Consider the following 19,569-nt stretch of genomic DNA (forward strand, 5'->3'; position numbering starts at 1 on the left):
TCCACCCACTTTTCCGCAGCACAGAAGGAGAGATACATCCCCATGGCAGAGATCTACTACGACGACGACGCCGACCTGTCGATCATCCAGGGCCGGCACGTCGCCATCATCGGCTACGGCAGCCAGGGCCACGCCCACGCGCTCAACCTGCGCGACTCGGGGGTGGACGTGCGGATCGGACTGGCCGAGGGGTCGAAGTCCTGGGCGAAGGCCGAGGCGGAGGGCCTGCGGGTGCTCTCGGTCGCCGACGCGGTCGAGGAGGCGGACGTCGTCATGATCCTCACGCCGGACCAGGTGCAGCGCACGGTCTACGCCGAGTCCATCGCCCCGCACCTGACCACCGGTGACGCGCTGTTCTTCGCGCACGGCTTCAACATCCGCTTCGGCTACATCTCCGCGCCGGACGGCGTCGACGTGGCCATGGTCGCCCCCAAGGGCCCCGGTCACACCGTGCGCCGTGAGTTCGAGGCCGGCCGCGGCGTGCCCGCGCTCATCGCCGTGGAGAAGGACGCGTCCGGCAACGCCGAGGCGCTGGCCCTGTCCTACGCGAAGGGCATCGGCGGTACCCGGGCCGGCGTGATCAAGACCACCTTCACCGAGGAGACCGAGACCGACCTGTTCGGTGAGCAGGCCGTGCTCTGCGGTGGCGTCTCCCAGCTGGTGCAGTACGGGTTCGAGACCCTCACCGAGGCCGGGTACAAGCCGGAGATCGCCTACTTCGAGGTCCTGCACGAGCTCAAGCTGATCGTCGACCTGATGATCGAGGGCGGGATCGCCAAGCAGCGGTGGTCCATCTCCGACACCGCCGAGTACGGCGACTACGTCTCCGGTCCACGGGTGATCGATCCGCACGTGAAGGAGAACATGAAGGCCGTGCTGGCCGACATCCAGGACGGCACCTTCGCGCAGCGGTTCATCGACGACCAGGACAAGGGCGGCCCCGAGTTCAAGGAACTGCGGGCGAAGGGCGAGGCGCACCCGATCGAGGCCACCGGCCGCGAGCTGCGCCAGCTGTTCTCGTGGATCAAGTCGAACGACGACTACACGGAGGGTCAGGTCTCCCGCTGACCAGTGCCCCTACCGGTCCCGTCCAGGTGATGCTCTGCCCGTGCCGGCGTCTTCGGCTCCACCGGCGGGGCTAACCCGGTCAGCGGCCGCGATGGCGCAGAATCGGCGCATGGACGAGCACGACGAGGCGGCACGGATCATCGGACGCTCCCTCAGCACGCTCGTCGCCCTGAGCATCGTCACGATCGCCGTCGTCGGGGTTCTGGGCGCCCTGGGCCCGACCCAGTTCTGGCCGTGGCTGGCCTCCTGGCTCGTTCCCTGGGCGCAGACCTCCGGCTTCGCGGGCGCTGCCGCCTCGGTGGGTGGCCTGGCCGCGGTCATCGGTGCCGTGATCGCCTACCGAGGGGCACGGCGTCAAGCAGATGTGGCGCGGGCCGCCGCTGACAAGGCGGAGACCTGGCGCCGCGTCCAGTGGGCGTTCGACCTGCTGCTCGAAGGCGACCCCGATGCAAGTGTCGTGGCCTGGTTGACTCTCGCCTCCATCGTCGAGGACGAAGCCCACACCGACGCCGCGGACAAATCGCTGGTGCAGAGTGTCCTCGAGGTGTCCGGCTTCCAGCTGTCCGACTACCTGGACGAGCACCCCGGTGACGGGACAGGCGCCTCCGCGTAGAGTGGATGACTGAGGAGGGAACACAGATGGCACTGATCAACCCCGCTGCGGGATCGACGTCGTTCGGTCGTGCCCGGCGGCGGAAGTCCGTCGATCCCGCCACGACCCGCAAGGTCAGCGAACGGACCACGATCACCCACCGTGAGGCCGTCGCAGCAGCGCGTGCGAACGTGGCCGCCAGCCGGGTCCTCGGCGTCACGACGGACCCGCGGGTGGCCGCCTTGGCGAAGGAACCCCTGACCGACTGAACGGGCCTGCTGCACCACGCATGACCCCCTGTCGACTGCGGGTCGGACGGACCGACTAGTTAGGCTGGGACGGGCCTTCCCGCTCGCTGCGTCCATCTCGTTCGTCCCGTCCGAAGGAACCGTGTGACCACTGCTGCCGCTGCCGTGTCTTCTGCCGCCCCCGCCCCCGCCCCCGCCCCCGCCCGTCCCGTCGTGCTGATCGCGGAGGAACTCTCCCCGGCCACCATCGAGGCCCTCGGGCCCGATTTCGAGGTTCGCCGCGCCGACGGTGCCGACCGGGCGGAACTGCTGCCCGCGATCGCCGACGTCGACGCCGTCCTGATCCGGTCCGCGACCCGGCTGGACGCCGAGGCCATTGCCGCGGCCTCGAAGCTGAAGGTGATCGCCCGGGCCGGAGTCGGCCTGGACAATGTCGACGTCGCCGCCGCCACCCGGGCGGGCGTGATGGTGGTCAACGCCCCGACGTCGAACATCATCTCCGCGGCGGAACTGACCGTCGGCCACATCCTCTCCCTGGCCCGGAACATCCCGCAGGCTCACGCGTCGCTGAAGGCCGGCGAGTGGAAGCGCTCCAAGTTCTCCGGCGTCGAACTGTTCGAGAAGACCATCGGCATCATCGGCCTGGGCCGGATCGGGGGCCTCGTCGCCGAGCGGGTCAAGGCCTTCGGCACCGAGGTGATCGCCTACGACCCCTACGTCACCTCCGCCCGCGCCGCGCAGATGGGGGTCCGCCTGGTGGACCTGGACACGCTGCTCGCCGAGGCGGACTTCGTCACCATCCACATGCCGAAGACGCCCGAGACGCTCGGCATGCTCGGCGCCGACGCGTTCGCCAGGATGAAGGACACCGCGTTCGTGATCAACGTCGCCCGCGGCGGCCTGGTGGACGAGGCCGCCCTGGACGAGGCGATCACCGCCGGCAGCATCGCCGGCGCCGCCATCGACGTCTTCACCTCCGAGCCGGCCACGGATCTGCCGTTCATGGGGCACGAGCGCGTCGTCGTCACTCCGCACCTGGGCGCCTCGACCGGGGAAGCGCAGGAGAAGGCCGGCGTCTCCGTGGCCCGCTCCGTACGGCTGGCGCTGGCCGGGGAACTCGTGCCGGACGCGGTCAACGTCGCCGGCGGCGTCATCCACCCGGACGTGCGGCCCGGCATCCCGCTGATCGAGAAGCTCGGCCGGATCCTCACCGCGCTGGCCGCCGGATCGGTGACCCAGGTGGAGGTGCACGTCGCCGGGGAGATCGTCGAGCACGACGTGACGTCGCTGCAGCTCGCCGCGCTCAAGGGGGTGTTCCAGGACATCGTCTCCGAGCACGTCTCCTACGTGAACGCCCCGGTCCTGGCCGAGCAGCGCGGTGTCGCAGTGCGGCTGACCACCACCGCCGAGTCCCCGGACTACCGCAACCAGCTCACCGTGCGCGGCGCCCTGTCCGACGGTCGACAGGTGGAGGTCTCGGGCACCCTGACCGGGCCGAAGCAGAACCAGAAGCTCACCGGCATCAACGGGTACGAACTGGAGATGCCGCTGGACGACCACCTGATCGTCGTCATCTACCGGGACCGGCCCGGCGTCATTGCCGTGATGGGCTCCGTGCTGGGGGACAAGGACGTCAACATCGCCGGCATGCAGGTGGCCCGGACGGCCGAGGGCGGCCAGGCGCTGTCCGTGCTCGCGGTCGACTCCGTCGTCACCGCCGGCCAGCTCGAGGAGATCACGGAACGGATCGGTGCGGAGACCGTCCGTCAGGTGGATCTGACCGGGTGAGTACCGTCACCGCGGGCCGTCCGGATGCGGCCCGCGGTGACTGCCCGGAGTGGCCGTCATGGTCCGGGGCGGCCGATGCCCGGCCACTAGAATGACCCGGTGACGTCCCCGGATACCCGCCCCGCCTACTATCTGACCACCGCCATCACCTACCCGAACGGTGCGCCGCACATCGGCCACGCGTACGAGTACATCTCGGCCGATGCCATGGCACGCTTCAAGCGTCTCGACGGGTTCGACGTCTTCTTCCTCACCGGCACGGACGAACACGGGCTCAAGATCGCCCAGACGGCCGAGAAGGAGGGCATCACCCCGAAGGAGTTCGTGGACCGGCAGGCGGCGGTCTACCGCGAGGTGCACGAGCTCCTCGGCACGAGCTACGACCGGCTCATCCGCACCACCGACCCGGACCACTACGGGGCGGCCCAGGACATCTGGAAGCGGATGGAGGCGAACGGGGACATCTACCTCGGCAAGTACGAGGGCTGGTACTCGGTGCGTGACGAGGCGTTCTACGCCGAGGACGAGACCGTGGTCCGGGACGGGGTGCGGTACTCGAAGGAGTCCGACACCGAGCTGACCTGGACCGCCGAGGAGAGCTACTTCTTCCGCCTCTCCGCCTACCAGGAGAGGCTCCTGGCGCTGTACGAGGCGCAGCCGGAGTTCGGTGCCCCCCGGTACCGGTTCAACGAGGTCATCTCGTTCGTCAAGCACGGACTCGAGGACCTGTCGATCTCCCGCACGTCCTTCGACTGGGGTGTGCCCGTGCCGGACGCGCCCGGACACGTCATGTACGTCTGGGTCGATGCCCTGACGAACTATCTCACCGGTGTGGGGTACCCGGATGTCGAGTCCGCGCAATTCGCCAGGTTCTGGCCCGCGGACCTGCACATCATCGGTAAGGACATCTCGCGGTTCCACGCGATCTACTGGCCGGCGTTCCTCATGAGTGCGGGCCTCGAACTGCCCAGGCGCGTCATGATCCACGGCTTCCTGCAGAACAACGGCGTCAAGATGTCCAAGTCCCTGGGCAACGTCGTGGCTCCGGCCGACATGATCGCGCAGTACGGGCTCGACCCGGTCCGGTACTTCCTCCTGCGTGAGGTGCCCTTCGGTGCGGACGGCAGCTACAGCCACGACGCGATCGTCGGCCGGAAGAACGCGGACCTGGCCAACAACCTCGGCAACCTCGCCCAGCGGTCCCTGTCGATGGTCGCGAAGAACTGCGGGGGCGCGGTGCCGGAGCCGGGCGCGTTCACCGCCGAGGACGAGGGCCTGCTCGCGCGGGCCGCGGACCTGTTGCGGGTCAACCGCGAGGCCTACGCGGTGCAGGATTTCCACGGTGCGCTCGAGCAGACGTGGCGGGTGCTCGGCGACACCAACGCCTACTTCGCCGAGCAGGCCCCCTGGGTGCTGCGCAAGACGGACCCGGCCCGGATGGCCACCGTGCTCTACGTGACGCTGCAGGTGGTGCGCACGGTCGCCACCCTGGCCCAGCCGGTGATGCCGGAGTCGTGCGGCAAGCTGCTCGACCTGCTGGGCGTGACGGACGACGGGCGGGACTTCGCGGCGCTGGACGCCCCGCTGACGCCGGGTACGCCGCTGCCGGCCCCCGTGCCGGTCTTCCCCCGGCACGAGGAACCGGCCGCCTGATCCCTGCCGGACCCGCATCAGCGGCTGACTCGTCCGCCGGGGACTCTGCACGAGCGCTTCCGACGTCGACTCCCGGGACGACACGCCGATTTCACTGGCGGATTTGCATCTCATGTGATTTAGTTACTGACCAGTAGATGCAGCTGCATGTTGTGTGGGGGATGCAGTGAATCGCTCGGTGATTGGGCACCGGGTGGTTACGCTTCGGGGGATGCCGTGACGGTCACCGTCACGGCGGGCGCGCGCGCCGATCCGGGCGGTGGGTTTCCTCCGGGCTCCGGCGGAGGCACCTCGGGACCGTTCTTCCACCTGCCTCGCAAGGATCGATGATGACCACGCTCTCGTTCTCCCCTGCCCCGATCGACGGATCTCGCCGCCCCTGGCGGCGTCACGCCACCCGTGCCGTCGTCGCCGGCGCCCTGGCGGTCGGGCTGCTGACCGCCGGCGGCGGCACCTTCTCCCGCTGGTACGAGTCCCAGCCCCTGACCGGCGACACGATCTCCTCGGGCCAGCTGTCCATGACCCCGGCCACCACCACGCGGTGGAACGACCAGAACGGGCCGATCGACCCGGCCAGCTACCGGATGGTTCCCGGGGACACCGTCACGTTCGCCACCGACACCACCATCACCGCGGTCGGGGACAACCTGCGCGGCACGCTCGGCGTCGACCACTCCCGCCTGGTGGTCGCGGACCCGCCCGGTGCGGCCGGGCTGAACGTCAGCATGGTGGTCTCCGGCCTGACCGACACCAACGGCACCGACGGGTACACGGTGGTCGGCCAGAAGGGCGCGACCGTCAACGACAACGGCCGAAAGGCGACGGTGACCATCACCATCGTGTGGCCGTCGACCCGCCCGGACGGCACCCCGTGGGGCAACGGCCCCGGCTCGGGAGAGGCGTCCAGCGTGGATCTGAGCACCGTTCGACTGGTGCTCTCCCAGAACGTGTAGCGGGCGGAACCGGTGATGGCTGTCCTGGCGACGTGGGCCTCCCCGGCGCGTCGTCGACCGACACCCGAGCCGGGCCCGTCCGCTACACCCCTCTCGGCCCTGCGCCGGGTGCTGTCCGCCGCGGCCGCCGCCGTCGTCGTCGCGGCGCTGCTCGCCCTCGTGGCCGTGCCGCGGGCGCTCGGCTGGGTGCCGCTGACCGTGCTGTCCGGATCGATGGAACCGGCCATTCCCACCGGCAGCCAGGTCGTCGTCCGGCCCGTCGGCTCGGCCGAGGACGTCGCGCGGGTGTCGATCGGCGACGTGATCACCTTCCTGCCGCGCCCGGACGATCCGACGCCGGTCACGCACCGGGTGGTCGCGGTCGGATCCGGTGCGGACGGGAAGCCGTCGTTCACCACGAAGGGCGATGCCAACCGCGACCCGGACGCCGCCGCGGTGACCGTCCTGCAGCTGCGCGGGGTGGTGATGTACCACGTGCCCGTGGCCGGGTACCTGGCCACCGCGGTGGACCCAAACCAGAAGCGCATCGTCGTCCTGATCGGCGGCATCGCTCTGGCCGGGTACGCCGGCTGGCAGCTGATCCAGGCGAGTCGAAGCTTCCGGCGGGAGCGCGCCGGCCGGGTCCGTCACCGGTCGCGCCCCGCTGGGGGCGTCAGCCCGTCCGAGTGACGACACGAGATTCTCGCCATCCGACCCCCCCGGCTAGCCTGAACCGCATGAGTGAGAGCATCCGGCTGGCAGTGATCGGTGGCGACGGCATCGGCCCGGAGGTGGTGGCCGAGGGACTGAAGGTGCTCGACGCCGCGCTGGCTGGCACCGACGTCACCGTCGAGAAGACCGACTTCGCGCTCGGTGCGGCGCACTGGCTGGAAACCGGCGAGGTGCTCGACGACGCCACGCTGGAACGGCTGCGCGGCTTCGACGCGATCGTGTTCGGCGCGGTCGGCGCGGCGCCGGGGGACACCCGCGTGCCCTCGGGGTTGATCGAACGGGACCTGCTGCTCAAGCTCCGGTTCAGCCTCGATCACTACGTCAACCTGCGGCCGTCGCTGCTGCCCGCCGGTGTGGCGAGTCCGCTCGCCGCGCCCGGGGAGATCGACTTCGTCGTCGTCCGCGAGGGCACCGAGGGCCCGTACGCGGGCAACGGCGGGCGACTGCGCGCCGGGACGGACGCCGAGATCGCGACCGAGGTCTCCGTCAACACGGCGTTCGGCGTCCGCCGCGTCGTGCGGTACGCCTTCGAGCAGGCCGCCGCCCGGCCCCGCCGGAAGTTGACCTGGATCCACAAGACCAACGTGCTGGTTCATGCCGGACGCCTGTGGCAACGCGTCGTCGAGGAGGTCGCCGCCGACTACCCGCAGGTGGCCGTCGACTACCTGCACGTCGACGCCGCCACGATCTTCCTGGTCACCGACCCGTCCCGGTTCGACGTCATCGTCACCGACAACCTCTTCGGGGACATCATCACCGACCTCGCGGGCGCCGTCGCCGGTGGCATCGGCCTGGCGGCGTCGGGCAACATCAACCCGGACCGGACGGCGCCGAGCATGTTCGAACCGGTGCACGGCTCCGCGCCGGACATCGCCGGGCAGGGGATCGCCGACCCGACGGCGGCCATCCTCTCGGTCGCCATCATGCTGGAGACCCTCGGCCAGGCCGAGGCGGGCGCCCGGGTGCGGGCGGCGGTCGCGGCGGACCTCGCCACCCGTGGCCCGGCGCGGAGCGGCACGGTGGCGACCGGGGACGCGATTGCTGCTCAGCTCGCCGCGCGAGCACAATAGGAGGGCAGCGGCGCCCCACGCCGCACGATCGACGAACGGTGAGGACGAGATGACCACGGTTGCTGACGGATTGACCTTCGCACGCACGCTGAGCGAGAACCCGCGCAGTGCGGCCGAGCGGGCGGAGATCCTGCAGAACCCCGGGTTCGGCGACTGGTTCACCGACCACACCGCCGTCATCGACTACCACGACGGCGCGTGGCACGACGCGCGGATCGAGCCGTACGGGCCGATCCCCATGGATCCGGCCTGCGCCGTCCTGCACTACGCCCAGGAGATCTTCGAAGGACTGAAGGCCTACCGACACGCCGACGGGTCCATCTGGACCTTCCGACCGGAGAAGAACGCCGCCCGGATGAAGCGCTCGGCGCACCGGCTGGCGCTGCCGCAACTGCCGGAGGAGTTGTTCGTCGAGTCGCTGCGGCAGCTCGTCGACGTGGATCGCGCGTGGGTGCCCGACGGGCAGGGCGAGAGCCTGTACCTGCGGCCGTTCATGTTCGCGACGGAGAACTTCCTCGGCGTCCGCCCGTCCCGCGAGGTCACCTACCGGGTGATCGCGTCGCCGGCCGGCAACTACTTCGGCGGCGAGGTCGCCCCGGTGTCCATCTGGCTGTCCGAGCAGTACGCCCGGGCCGGCCGCGGCGGCACGGGCGCCGCCAAGTGCGGCGGCAACTACGCCGCCTCCCTGCTGCCGCAGCTCGAGGCCGAGGCGCACGGCTGCAAGCAGGTGCTGTTCCTGGACGACGGCGCCGTCGAGGAACTCGGCGGCATGAACGTCTTCTTCGTGTACGCCGACGGCCGGCTCGTCACTCCGGCCCTGTCCGGCTCGATCCTCGAGGGCGTCACCCGCGACTCCGTCCTGCAGCTGGGCCGCGACCGCGGCCTCGACGTCCAGGAGCGCCAGGTGATGATCGATGAGTGGCGCGACGGCGTGGAGTCCGGCCAGATCACCGAGGTGTTCGCCTGTGGCACCGCGGCCGTCATCACGCCGATCGGGGAGTTGAAGACCGAGCGCGGCACGGTCTCCTCGCCGGCGTCCGAGACCGGCGGTGTGACCATGGGCATCCGTGGGCAACTCCTCGGCATCCAGACCGGTACCGCCGAGGACACCCACGGCTGGCTGACCCGGCTGGTGTGAGGGCTCTCACTCGGCGACGATGAGCGCCTGCGGGGCCGCCTGCTTCATCCGCGTGGACAGCCAAGCGAGCTGGGTGCCGGTCTCACCGTCGCAGCGGCTGACGACGTCGATCAGTTCCTGATCCCGCAGCCCCTGGGCGGCCTGCTCGACCGCCGTCCAGGTGATGTCGACGAGGCTTGCCAGCAGGTACAGGTCCTGCAGGTCCCGCAGCAGGCCCACGGGCCCGGACCGGGTCTGCGAGAGCTCGTCCGCGTGCAGCCGCTCCGGCTCGTCCTCCTCCGCCGCCTCCCCGTAGCGCTCCACGATCGGGGCCAGCGCCCGCTCGTGTGTCTCGCACTGGTCGGCCAGGGACCGGCACAGGTAGTAGACGTCCGGTTCGGCCGCGTGGCCCTCGGCGACCTGGCGGAAGGACGCCGCGAGCGTGTGCTCGGACCGGTGCAGCAGGCCCAGGTAGATGGGCAGTTTCATGACCGTGCCTCCGTGGTCGCCGGTTCGATCGTCTCGCGCACGTCGGCCGCCGCTCCGCCGACGGTGGCGGGCACGTGCCCGGGCCGCGCCGGCCGGGACGCCGTCGTCGTCGGCGCCGGGGCCGGCCCCTGCCCGTCGGCGACCTTCGTGACCCGGACGGCGCAGACCTTGAACACCGGCTGCTTGGACACCGGGTCCCATTCCGTCAGGGTCAGTTCGTTCGCGGCCCGGTGCCGTTGGCCGGGGTCGTCGACCCGCGGATCCGGCTCGTCCCAGTAGCCGTAGTGGAAGGGCGCGAACACGGTGCCGGGCCGCACGTCGGCGACCCGCACCGGGGCAGTGAGCCAGCCGCGGCGGGACTCGACGCGGGCGACGTCGCCCTCGGCCAGGCCCAGGGCCGCCGCGTCGTCGGCGGACAGCTCGACCCAGACGTCCGGGGCGGCGGCGTTCAGTTGCGGCGACCGGGCGGTCTTGGTGCGGGTGTGGAAGTGGTAGGCCGTCCGCCCGGTGCTGAACCGCAACGGGTACGCGTCGTCGGGTCCCTCGTGCGCTCCCTGGTAGGGGGCGGTCTTGAACAGCGCGCGGCCGGCCGGGCCCATCGCGCGGTAGGCCTGCGGTCCCACGGTCGCCCCCGTGGCGAGGTCGTGGCCGTAGGTCTCGCAGTAGTCCGGATCCGAGGGGAACGCGGCGTCGTCGTAGAGCCGGACGGTGCCGTGCGGCCGGTCCTCGGTGGCGGGCCAGGGGATGCCGCTGCCGCCGCGGAGGCGGTCGTAGCTCAGCCCCGAGTAGTCGCAGGGCCGGCCCCGGCTGCACGCGCGCCAGGCGTCGAAACCGTCCTCGGGGCCGGCCCAGTCGAGCAGCGGCGCGCCGGACCGGGTCCGGAAATCCATCCGCCGGGAGTAGTCCAGGAAGATGTCCAGGTCGCTGCGCGCCTGCCCGGGCGGATTCACCGCCTGCTCCGAGAGGTGGACGGTGCGGTTGACGTTGGTGAAGGTGCCGGTCTTCTCGCCCCAGCCCGCCGCGGGCAGGACGACATCGGCGTAGGCGGCCGTCTCGGTCAGATACAGGTCCTGCACCACCAGGAACAGATCCTCGCTGGCCAGGATGTCCCGGATCCGGGGCAGTTGCGGCATCGACACCGCCGGGTTGGTCGCCGAGATCCACAGCAGTCCGATCGAACCCTGCTCGGCGTACCGGAAGATCTGCGCCGCGTGGGTCGGTGGAGCCCAGTGGGGGATGGTGATCGGGTCGACGTCCCACAGCTCCGCCAGTTCGCGCACGTGGTCCGGGTTCTCCCAGTTCCGGAACCCGGGCAGGTCCCCGTCGGCACCGCACTCCCGGTTGTTCTGGGCGGTGGGTTGGCCGTTCATCTGCAGGACGCCGCAGCCGGGCCGGCCGAGCAACCCCCGCAGCAGGTGCAGGTTGTTGACCTGGCACGACGAGGCGGTGGCCTGGGAGGACTGGTAGAAGCCCTGCAGGACGGTGGAGAGCACCCGGTCCGAAGTGCCGAAGATCCGGGCCGCCGCCCGCACGTCGTCGGCGTCCACCCCGCACTCGCGGGCCACCGCCTCCGGTGTCCACGGCTCGACCTGCGGCGCCAGGTCCTCGAAGCGCAGGGTGTGGGCGGCGATCCAGTCCTCGTCGATCCAGCCCTGGTGGATCACCTCGCGGATCAGCCCGTGCATCAACGCCAGGTTGGTGCCCGGCTTCACGGCCAGGTGCACGTCGGCGTGCCGGGCCACCTCGGTCCGGCGCGGGTCGACACAGACCACCGCGGGCCGGTCCGGCCCGGCGATCCGGTCCAGCACACGCGCCCACAGCACCGTCTGGGTCTCGGCCATGTTGTGCCCGTACAGGAAGATCGCGTCGCACGCGTCGATGTCCTCGTAGCTGCCGGGCTGACCGTCCGCACCGAACGTCTCCTTCATGGCCGCGGCGGCGGTCGCCGTGCACAGCCGGGTGTTGCCGTCCATGTGCGGGGTCCCGATGCCGGCCTTGCCCAGGATCCCCAGCGCGTAGTACTCCTCCAGGAACATCTGGCCGGAGGTGTAGAACCCGTGGCTGAGCGGCCCCTTCGTCTCCAGCAACTGCCGGCTGCGGGCGACGATCGCCTCCATCGCGGTGTTCCAGTCGGTCTCCACCAGCTCGCCGTCGCGTCGGATCAGCGGGACGGTCAGCCGGTCCCGGTGCGCAACGCCTTGCCAGGAGGCGAAGAGTCCCTTCGGGCCGAGTCGGCCGTGGTTGACGGCGTCGACGGCCCGGCCGCGAACGCCGACCATGGCGTCGTCCTTGACCGCGATGTCGACCGCGCAGCCGTTGCTGCACAGCACGCACGCCGACTGCACCCAGCGGTCCACGTCGGCATCCGCCAGTCCTTCGGCGAGCACCTGGTCCACCCGCACGGGCCACGGCGCATCACGGGCGTACGGGGTCCGTGTACCCCAGATGTCGGCGATCCGATCGACCACGATGTCTCCGTTCCTGTGCTGGTTGCGCCGGTCGCGGTCCGCTCCCGCTGCACCGGGTGCCGCGTCCGAGCGGACGGCTGGCCGACTGTTTCCCTTCTCGACAGTAGGCTGTCGACCCGGTCACCGGAAGGGGGGCCGTGACGAGTCCTTCCGACGGCGTGACCTGCGGATGCGGTGGAGGCGTGGTGTGCGGTTGTCTCCCTGGACGTGCCGGTCGGTCGGTTCTACCCTGACCGTGGACGGCGCCGGGGCCGCCCGCCGGCGAAGGAGTGCACCATGAGATCGATGATCGTGCGAATGCTGGGCACACTGGCGGTGCTCGCCGTCCTGCTCGGCCTGACCGCCCCCGCGGCCGGTGCGGCGACGACCGTCCCGGGGCGTGCGGCGGTCGCGGTGGCGGTGCCGGCGGCTGCTGCGACGACGGACTACTGCGGGACGCGGACCACCGCCTGGGTGCCCGACGGCTGGGGCACGGCGGACTTCCGGTCAGCGTGCGCGTTGCACGACGCCTGCTACAGCGCCACCTCGACCACCAGCCGACTGGCCTGCGACAATGCCTTCCTCACCCGGCTGCGAACCGCCTGCGCGACCGCCTACGGGGGCTGGAACCCGCTGCGCTACGCCTGCTACGGGGTGGCCTGGACCTACTGGCAGGTCGTCCGCAGCTGGGGTGCCTTCGCCTACGCCGGCACGGGTTCGCCCGCCTGACCTACCGGTGTCGGCCCCATCATCGGTCGCGATCGCCGGTCGCTGAGACCGGCGGGGCCCGGTCTCGTCGCTGGTCCGGCGCCGAGCCGCGCTGACCTAGGGTAGACCGTATGCGCATAGCCCGGTTCGCCACCAGTGATTCGGAACCCTCCTTCGGCGTCGTGCACGGCGACCCCGGCGCGGAGGAGGTCTTCACCATCAAGGGCGACCCCTTCTATCAGCAGCTGGTGCCCACGGGTGTGCGTCACCCGCTCGACGACGTCCGGCTGCTCGCGCCGATCATCCCGCGCAGCAAGGTGGTCGGCGTCGGTCGCAACTACGCCGACCACGCCGCGGAGATGGGCAACGAGCTGCCGCCGTCGCCGCTGCTGTTCTTCAAACCGAACACCGCGGTGATCGGGCCCACCGACCCGGTGCTGATGCCCGAGTTCTCCGAGGAGATCTCCTACGAGGCCGAGCTCACCGTCGTGATCGGCAAGATCTGCAAGGACGTCCCCCCGGATCGGGTGAAAGACGTCGTCTTCGGGTACACGTGCGGCAACGACGTCACCGCCCGCGACATCCAGCGCACCGACAGCCAGTGGGCCCGCGCCAAGGGCTTCGACACGTCTTGCCCGCTCGGGCCGTGGATCGAGACGGATCTCGACCCGGACAACCTGCGGATCACCGGCGCACTCGACGGTGACGTCGTCCAGGACGGCAGCACGTCGGACATGATCTTCGGCGTCACCGACCTCGTCGTCCACGCCTCCCAGGCGTTCACGTTGCTGCCCGGCGACGTCATCCTCACCGGCACTCCCGCCGGCGTCGGGACGATCCGGGAGAACCAGCGCTTCGAGGTCGAGATCGAGGGCATCGGCACGCTGAGCAACCTGTTCCTGCGCCGCTGACCCCCTCCGGGGCGCCCTCGGCCCGCGCCGCCGGCGGCCACAGCGTGACCTCGCCGGTTCCTGCCGCACCGGGGGCGTAAGACACCACGACGTCGGGATGAACCGGCGAACTCACGCCTGGGGACGGCCGAGGTCGGGACGAACCGGCGAGCTCACGCCTGGGGCCGGCCGAGGTCGGGACGAACCGGCGAGCTCACGCCCGGGGACGGGACCGCGTCAGGCGCCGAGCAGCAGCCGCAGACCGAGGGCGGCCATCACGACGGCGATCGCGCCGTCGAGGATCCGCCACGTCGCCGGGCGTCGGAACCAGCCGGCCAGCAGGCCCGCGCCCCAGCCCAGCGCCACGAACCACACCACGCTGGCCACCATGGCGCCGCCGGCGAACCACCAGCGGCCCGGGTCGCCGTGCACGGCAGCCAGCGAGCCGACCAGCAGCACGGTGTCCAGGTACACGTGGGGGTTGAGCCAGGTCAGGGCCGCGCCGGTGAGCAGCACGCGCCGCCGCGACAGGGAGGTGCCGCCGACGTCGGCGGTCATCCGACGCGGGTGCAGCGCGCGGCGCGCCGCCAGCACGGCGTATACCAGCAGAAACGCCGCGCCCACCAGCCGGACCGCCAGCAGGACGGCCGGCACGGCGGTGACGAGCGCTCCCAGGCCGGCGACGCCCGCGAGGATGAGGACCACGTCGGACACCAGGCACAACGCCACCAGCGCCCCCACGTGCTCGCGGCGGATGCCCTGGCGCAGGATGAAGGTGTTCTGGGCGCCGATGGCGACGATCAGTCCGAGACCGGTACCGAGCCCGGCGAGGGCGGTGGCGAGCGCGAGGGGCACCTGTCCACGGTAGTCGCCGACCGGACGGCGCAGATCCCGATGACGGCGCTGCAGGCCCCGCCGATACACTGGCCCCACCATGTCCAACGATGCTTCCGTGCCCCCTGCCTCCATCGACAATCCGGCCGACGACCGGGCCGCCACGCCCGCCGCCACCTCGGTCGACACCTCTGCCGGCCCGATCCACGCGCCCGCCGACGTCGCCGCCGGCGCGCCGACGGCACCCAACGCGTCCTCCGCCGGGCTGCCCGCCGTCACCGACGACACCCCGGTCCGCGTCCGGTTCTGCCCCTCGCCGACCGGCACGCCGCACGTCGGGCTGATCCGCACCGCCCTGTTCAACTGGGCGTACGCCCGGCACACCGGCGGCAAGCTGATCTTCCGGATCGAGGACACCGACGCGGCCCGCGACAGCGAGGAGAGCTACCATCAGCTGCTCGAGGCGCTGCGCTGGCTCGGCCTGGACTGGGACGAGGGGGTCGAGGTCGGCGGCCCGCACGGCCCTTACCGGCAGTCCCAGCGCGGCGACGTCTACACGTCCGTCCTCGCCCAGCTGACCGAGGCCGGGCACCTGTATGAGTCGTTCTCGACGCCGGAGGAGGTCGAGGCACGACACCGCGAGGCCGGCCGCGACGTCAAGCTCGGCTACGACAACCACGACCGCGACCTCACCGACGACCAGCGCGCCGCGTTCCGGGCCGAGGGCCGCGAGCCCGTGCTGCGGCTGCGGATGCCGGACGAGGACATCACCTTCACCGACCTGGTCCGCGGCGAGATCACCTTCCGCGCCGGGTCGGTGCCGGACTTCGTCGTCGCCCGCGCCAACGGCAAGCCGCTGTACACGCTGGTCAACCCCGTCGACGACGCCCTGATGGGCATCACCCATGTGCTCCGCGGCGAGGACCTGCTCTCCTCCACCCCCCGCCAGATCGCCCTCTACCGTGCCCTGATCGACGTCGGCGTCGCCTCGTACATGCCGCTGTTCGGCCACCTGCCGTACGTGATGGGCGAGAAGAACAAGAAGCTCTCCAAGCGGGACCCCGAATCCAACCTGTTCCTGCACCGCGAGCGGGGGTTCATCCCCGAGGGGCTGCTCAACTACCTGGCGCTGCTGGGCTGGTCCCTGTCGGCGGACCAGGACGTGTTCGGCGTCGAGCAGTTCGTCGCGGCCTTCGACGTCCACGACGTGCTGCCCAACCCGGCGCGGTTCGACGTGACGAAGGCCGAGGCGATCAACGGCTCGCACGTGCGCCTGCTCGACCCCGACGACTTCCGTGACCGGCTGATCCCGTACCTGCGTGCCGCCGGCGTCGTGGGGGAGGCCCTGACGGACCGGGAGCAGGGCATTCTCGCGGCCGCGGCGCCGTTGATCCAGGAGCGCATCACGCTGCTCGGTGAGGCGCCGGCCATGATCGGCTTCCTGTTCGCCGCGGACGCGGACATCACGGTCGACGACGACGCCCGCAAGGGCATGCCCGCGAACCTGACCGAGGCACTGGACGCGGCGATCGCGGCGCTGGAGCCGCTGGACACGTTCGACGCCGAGGCGACGCAGGCCGCCCTGCGCGCCGCCCTGGTCGACGGACTGGGCCTGAAGCCCCGGCACGCCTTCGGGCCCGTGCGGACGGCCGTCTCCGGGCACCGGATCTCCCCACCGCTGTTCGAGTCCCTCGAGATCCTCGGCCAGGAGTTCGCGCTGGCCCGGCTGCGGGCCTTCCGTGCCGACGCCGCGGGTGAGGCGTCGTGACCGACATCCGGACCGCCGCGCCGCGGGACACGGGCACCGGGGGGACCGGTCCGTACCCGGTCGAGGGCGTGCTGCTGGATATCGACGACACGACGGTGGACCTGCACCGGGCCATGGACGCCACCTTGCGGTCGGTCGCCCGGCAGACCGGGCTGGACGTGCCGGCGGAGCTGGAGGTGGAGTACGCACTGGACTTCTCCCGGGACCCCGACGGGTTCTACGACCGGTACCTGGCCGGCGAGCTGGACTTCGCCACCCAGCGCCAGTACCGGGTCCGCGCCGCCCACGAGCGCCTCGGTCTGGAGCCGATCGCCGATCTGGACGGCTGGGACGCCCTGTACACGGCGATCCTGCCGACCCACTTCACCGCGTTCGACGACGTCGTGCCGCTGCTGGACGCGCTCGACGCTGCCGGCATCCCGTACGGCGCGCTGAGCAACAACGTCGCGGACTATCAGCGGGCCAAGCTGGACCGGGCCGGGCTAACCCGGATCGGCGTCCTGGTCGGCACCGACACGCTAGGGGTGGCCAAGCCCGATCCGGCGATCTTCGTCGAGGGTGCCCGGCAGCTGGGCGCTGCCCCGGAACGCACGCTGTACGTGGGAGACAATCCCGCGGTCGACGCCGTCGGGGCGACCGACGCCGGGCTGGTGGGGGTGTGGCTGGACCGCGGGCGCACCGGCGGCAACGGTGCGGTGGGACAGGGGACCGGGAGCGGGCCTGGCGGCGGCGCGGGCTTCGCCGGCGCCGTGGTGGGCTCCCTGACGGACGTGATGGACCTCATCGTCCGCTGAGACCTGCCGGTTTTGCTCGCCGGGGCGGGCCTGGGGTAGTATTTCTGGTTGTTGCCCGAACGTCGCGGACGGTTCCGGCCCGGGATTCCGGAACGGATCGAGCCGTGACGGCGGTGGCAATGGGATGTGGTGTAATCGGCAACACTACGGTTTCTGGTACCGTCATTCTAGGTTCGAGTCCTGGCATCCCAGCGCAGGGACCGCGTATCGCAAGACCGGTCCAGGCACGACACGGCCCCATCGTATAGAGGCCTAGTACGCCGCCCTCTCACGGCGGTAACGCGGGTTCGAATCCCGCTGGGGTCACGGTTGTCGGCCGGTTCCGAGTCTCACTCGGAACCGGCCTTCGTCGTCTCCGGGGCCCTTCCCCGCTCAGGACCGGGGCCGCGGGACCAGGCGCTCCAGCTGCGTGACGTGGGCCGGGGTCAACTCCTCCAGGGTGTGTGCGCCGAGCAGCTTCATCGTCCGCACGATCTCCTCGGCCAGGATGGCCACGGTCCGGTCGACCCCGGCCCGGCCGCCGGCCATCAGCCCGTACAGGTACGCGCGGCCGATCAGGGTGAACGAGGCGCCGAGCGCGATCGAGGCGACGATGTCGGCGCCGTTCATGATGCCGGTGTCCACGATCACGTCGACGTCGCCGCCGACCTCGCGCACCACCTCGGGCAGCAGGTGGAACGGCACGGGGGCGCGGTCGAGCTGCCGGCCGCCGTGGTTGGACAGCACGATGCCGTCGACACCGGCGTCCACGAAGCGCCGTGCGTCACCCAGGCTCTGCACGCCCTTGATCGCGATCTTGCCCGGCCACAGGTCCCGGATCACCGCCAGGTCGTCGAAGTTGATCGTCGGGTCCATCGCCATGTCGAGCAGGTCGGCGACGGTGCCGCCGGTCGAGGACAAGGAGGCGAACTCGAGCTTCGGGGTGGTGAGGAAGTCGAACCACCACCACGGCCGTGGTAGCGCGTCGACGATGGTCCCGAGACTCAGCTGCGGAGGGATGGAGAACCCGTTGCGCCGGTCCCGCAGCCGGGCGCCGGCGATCGGGGTGTCCACGGTGAAGAACAGGGTCTCGTATCCGGCCTTCGCCGCCCGCTCGACCAGCCCATAGGAGATCTCCCGCTGCCGCATGACGTAGAGCTGGAACCAGTTCCGGCCACCGGGATTGGCGGCCTGCACGTCCTCGATGGTGGTCGTGCCGAGGGTGGAGAGGGTGAACGGGATGCCGGCGGCGTGGGCGGCGCCCGCGCCGGCCGTCTCGCCCTCGGTCTGCATCAGCCGGGTGAATCCGGTCGGGGCGATGCCGAACGGCAGGGCGGAGGTGGCGCCGAAGACGGTGGCCGTGGTGTCGACCTTCTCGACGTCGCGCAGCACCTGCGGGTGGAACTCGATGTCGGCGAAGGCCTGCCGCGCCCGGGCGATCGAGATCTCGCCCTCGGCGGAGCCGTCCGTGTAGTCGAACGCCGCGCGTGGGGTGCGCCGTTTCGCGATCGCCCGGAGGTCCTCGATGGTGAGGGCGGACTCGAGCCGTGCCTTCTTCCGGTCGAGCTGCGGCCTCTTGACCTGCAGGTACTCGAGGATGTCGGTCGGCTTCGGGAACTGACGTTGCACCATGGGGTCAGCCTTTCATGCCCGGACCGGGATCGGCCCGACCAGGCGCCGTCACCGGCGCTCAGTCCGCGGCGACGATCCCGAGCTGCGTCTATCAGCTCCTTGGCCTCCGCCGCGCTCAGCGTCGTCGAGCACGCGACGTTGCCCGACGCCAGCAGGGGACGCGAGCACGAGACCCGCGACGATCGGCACTGCGAGTCCGATCCCGGCGGATGCCAGACCGCGGGGGAGCCGGAGCGTCACGACGGCTCGACCAGCCCGGCCCCGAATCTGACACAGGCCTTCGCGCACGAGCGGCGGTTCGTCCAGCGTTGAATGCCGAGTACGAGTCGGTAGCGCTGACAGCGCGGCACGACGTCGCCGGTTTCGACTGCGGCGTCCCGTCGCTGAACGCATGGCTGGGCGAGCGGGCGCTTCGCGCGCAGCGCGCGGGCACGGCACGCACATTCGTCTGGGTGACCGCGGAAGCGCCCGAACAGGTGTGGGCGTACTTCTCGCTGGCACCGACCGAGCTGGCTCGCGACTCTCTGACGCGCAGTCAATCATCGGGTTACAGCACGGTGCCCGGCTACCTGCTGGCCAGGCTGGCGGTGCACACCGCTCTGCGTGGGTCCGCTTACGGTGCACAGGTGCTCGTCGACGCCCTGAGTCGCGCCGCAAGCGCTGCCGAGGGCGGAGGCGGCAGATTGGTGGTGGTCGACGCGCTCGACGACGCCGCGGTGAGCTTCTACCGGCATCATGACTTCACCCCGGTGAAGGACAACCCGCGTCGACTCGTCCTGAAGACGGCCACCATCCGTGACCTCTCCGGACGATGACTGATCAGCCGGT

The 19,569-nt window shown here is 70.9% G+C and carries 18 protein-coding genes and 2 tRNA genes; 16 read left to right on the top strand and 4 right to left on the bottom strand.

Annotation, left to right across the window (positions count from 1 at the left end):
• The first annotated feature begins 42 nt into the window (after positions 1–42).
• From ilvC to BKD30_RS01880, 9 genes are all read left to right on the top strand, one after another.
• Entirely contained in the window at positions 43–1,068 is a 1,026-nt protein-coding gene (ilvC, locus tag BKD30_RS01840; RefSeq protein ID WP_076701169.1) for a ketol-acid reductoisomerase, read from the top strand.
• Between the two features lie 109 nt (positions 1,069–1,177).
• Entirely contained in the window at positions 1,178–1,681 is a 504-nt protein-coding gene (locus BKD30_RS01845; protein ID WP_076701172.1) for a hypothetical protein, read from the top strand.
• 26 nt (positions 1,682–1,707) lie between these two features.
• A complete protein-coding gene (locus BKD30_RS01850; protein ID WP_076701176.1) occupies positions 1,708–1,929 on the top strand; it encodes a hypothetical protein in 222 nt (73 codons plus the stop codon).
• 123 nt (positions 1,930–2,052) lie between these two features.
• Positions 2,053–3,696: a phosphoglycerate dehydrogenase gene (gene serA, locus BKD30_RS01855; RefSeq protein ID WP_235861275.1), complete on the top strand. Its 1,644-nt coding sequence runs from the start codon at positions 2,053–2,055 to the stop codon at positions 3,694–3,696.
• Positions 3,697–3,795: 99 nt separating this feature from the next.
• The gene (metG, locus tag BKD30_RS01860) at positions 3,796–5,349 is read left to right on the top strand and encodes a methionine--tRNA ligase (RefSeq protein WP_076701183.1); all 1,554 of its coding nucleotides are present in this window, start codon (positions 3,796–3,798) and stop codon (positions 5,347–5,349) included.
• Positions 5,350–5,678: 329 nt separating this feature from the next.
• On the top strand, positions 5,679–6,302 hold the full coding sequence (locus BKD30_RS01865) for an alternate-type signal peptide domain-containing protein (RefSeq protein WP_218189236.1): 624 nt from the start codon (positions 5,679–5,681) through the stop codon (positions 6,300–6,302).
• A gap of 15 nt (positions 6,303–6,317) precedes the next feature.
• Positions 6,318–6,971: a signal peptidase I gene (locus tag BKD30_RS01870; protein WP_083955917.1), complete on the top strand. Its 654-nt coding sequence runs from the start codon at positions 6,318–6,320 to the stop codon at positions 6,969–6,971.
• Between the two features lie 47 nt (positions 6,972–7,018).
• Positions 7,019–8,083 (top strand): 3-isopropylmalate dehydrogenase, encoded by a 1,065-nt coding sequence (locus tag BKD30_RS01875; protein ID WP_076701192.1) that lies wholly within the window; start codon positions 7,019–7,021, stop codon positions 8,081–8,083.
• 49 nt (positions 8,084–8,132) lie between these two features.
• Entirely contained in the window at positions 8,133–9,221 is a 1,089-nt protein-coding gene (locus tag BKD30_RS01880; RefSeq protein WP_076701195.1) for a branched-chain amino acid aminotransferase, read from the top strand.
• Between the two features lie 6 nt (positions 9,222–9,227).
• Here BKD30_RS01880 and BKD30_RS01885 read toward each other — a convergent pair whose 3' ends face one another.
• Both BKD30_RS01885 and BKD30_RS01890 read right to left on the bottom strand, forming a co-directional pair.
• Positions 9,228–9,689, bottom strand: a complete 462-nt coding sequence (locus BKD30_RS01885; protein WP_076701197.1) for a hypothetical protein — start codon at positions 9,687–9,689, stop codon at positions 9,228–9,230.
• On the bottom strand, positions 9,686–12,157 hold the full coding sequence (locus BKD30_RS01890) for a molybdopterin oxidoreductase family protein (RefSeq protein ID WP_076701200.1): 2,472 nt from the start codon (positions 12,155–12,157) through the stop codon (positions 9,686–9,688). The genes BKD30_RS01885 and BKD30_RS01890 overlap by 4 nt, the downstream gene beginning before the upstream one ends.
• A 276-nt stretch (positions 12,158–12,433) precedes the next feature.
• Between BKD30_RS01890 and BKD30_RS01895 the strand changes: the two genes are divergently transcribed.
• Together BKD30_RS01895 and BKD30_RS01900 are read left to right on the top strand one after the other, a co-directional pair.
• Positions 12,434–12,865, top strand: a complete 432-nt coding sequence (locus BKD30_RS01895) for a hypothetical protein (protein ID WP_159440529.1) — start codon at positions 12,434–12,436, stop codon at positions 12,863–12,865.
• A gap of 110 nt (positions 12,866–12,975) precedes the next feature.
• Entirely contained in the window at positions 12,976–13,755 is a 780-nt protein-coding gene (locus tag BKD30_RS01900; protein WP_076701205.1) for a fumarylacetoacetate hydrolase family protein, read from the top strand.
• A 216-nt stretch (positions 13,756–13,971) separates the two neighbouring features.
• On the opposite strand, the gene BKD30_RS01905 is transcribed toward BKD30_RS01900, so the two are convergent.
• Positions 13,972–14,589 carry a LysE/ArgO family amino acid transporter gene (locus BKD30_RS01905; protein ID WP_076701348.1) on the bottom strand — a complete coding sequence of 206 codons (618 nt, stop codon included), beginning with the start codon at positions 14,587–14,589 and terminating at the stop codon, positions 13,972–13,974.
• Between the two features lie 244 nt (positions 14,590–14,833).
• Here BKD30_RS01905 and gltX point away from each other — a divergent pair, with 244 nt between their 5' ends.
• From gltX to BKD30_RS01925, 4 genes are all read left to right on the top strand, one after another.
• Positions 14,834–16,336, top strand: coding sequence for a glutamate--tRNA ligase (gene gltX / locus BKD30_RS01910; RefSeq protein ID WP_235861316.1), 1,503 nt, complete (start codon positions 14,834–14,836; stop codon positions 16,334–16,336).
• Between the two features lie 5 nt (positions 16,337–16,341).
• Entirely contained in the window at positions 16,342–17,130 is a 789-nt protein-coding gene (locus tag BKD30_RS01915; protein ID WP_076701353.1) for an HAD family hydrolase, read from the top strand.
• 120 nt (positions 17,131–17,250) lie between these two features.
• Positions 17,251–17,322 (top strand) — tRNA-Gln (locus BKD30_RS01920).
• Between the two features lie 41 nt (positions 17,323–17,363).
• A tRNA-Glu gene (locus BKD30_RS01925) sits at positions 17,364–17,436 on the top strand.
• A gap of 66 nt (positions 17,437–17,502) precedes the next feature.
• Here the strand turns inward: BKD30_RS01925 and BKD30_RS01930 are convergent.
• Positions 17,503–18,741: an alpha-hydroxy acid oxidase gene (locus tag BKD30_RS01930; protein WP_076701208.1), complete on the bottom strand. Its 1,239-nt coding sequence runs from the start codon at positions 18,739–18,741 to the stop codon at positions 17,503–17,505.
• Between the two features lie 308 nt (positions 18,742–19,049).
• On the opposite strand from BKD30_RS01930, the gene BKD30_RS01940 reads away from it, so the two are divergent.
• Positions 19,050–19,556 carry an N-acetyltransferase gene (locus BKD30_RS01940; protein WP_076701213.1) on the top strand — a complete coding sequence of 169 codons (507 nt, stop codon included), beginning with the start codon at positions 19,050–19,052 and terminating at the stop codon, positions 19,554–19,556.
• The last annotated feature ends 13 nt before the right edge of the window (positions 19,557–19,569 follow it).

This window comes from Tersicoccus phoenicis, assembly GCF_001968835.1.
Classification (GTDB): Bacteria; Actinomycetota; Actinomycetes; order Actinomycetales; family Micrococcaceae; genus Tersicoccus; species Tersicoccus phoenicis.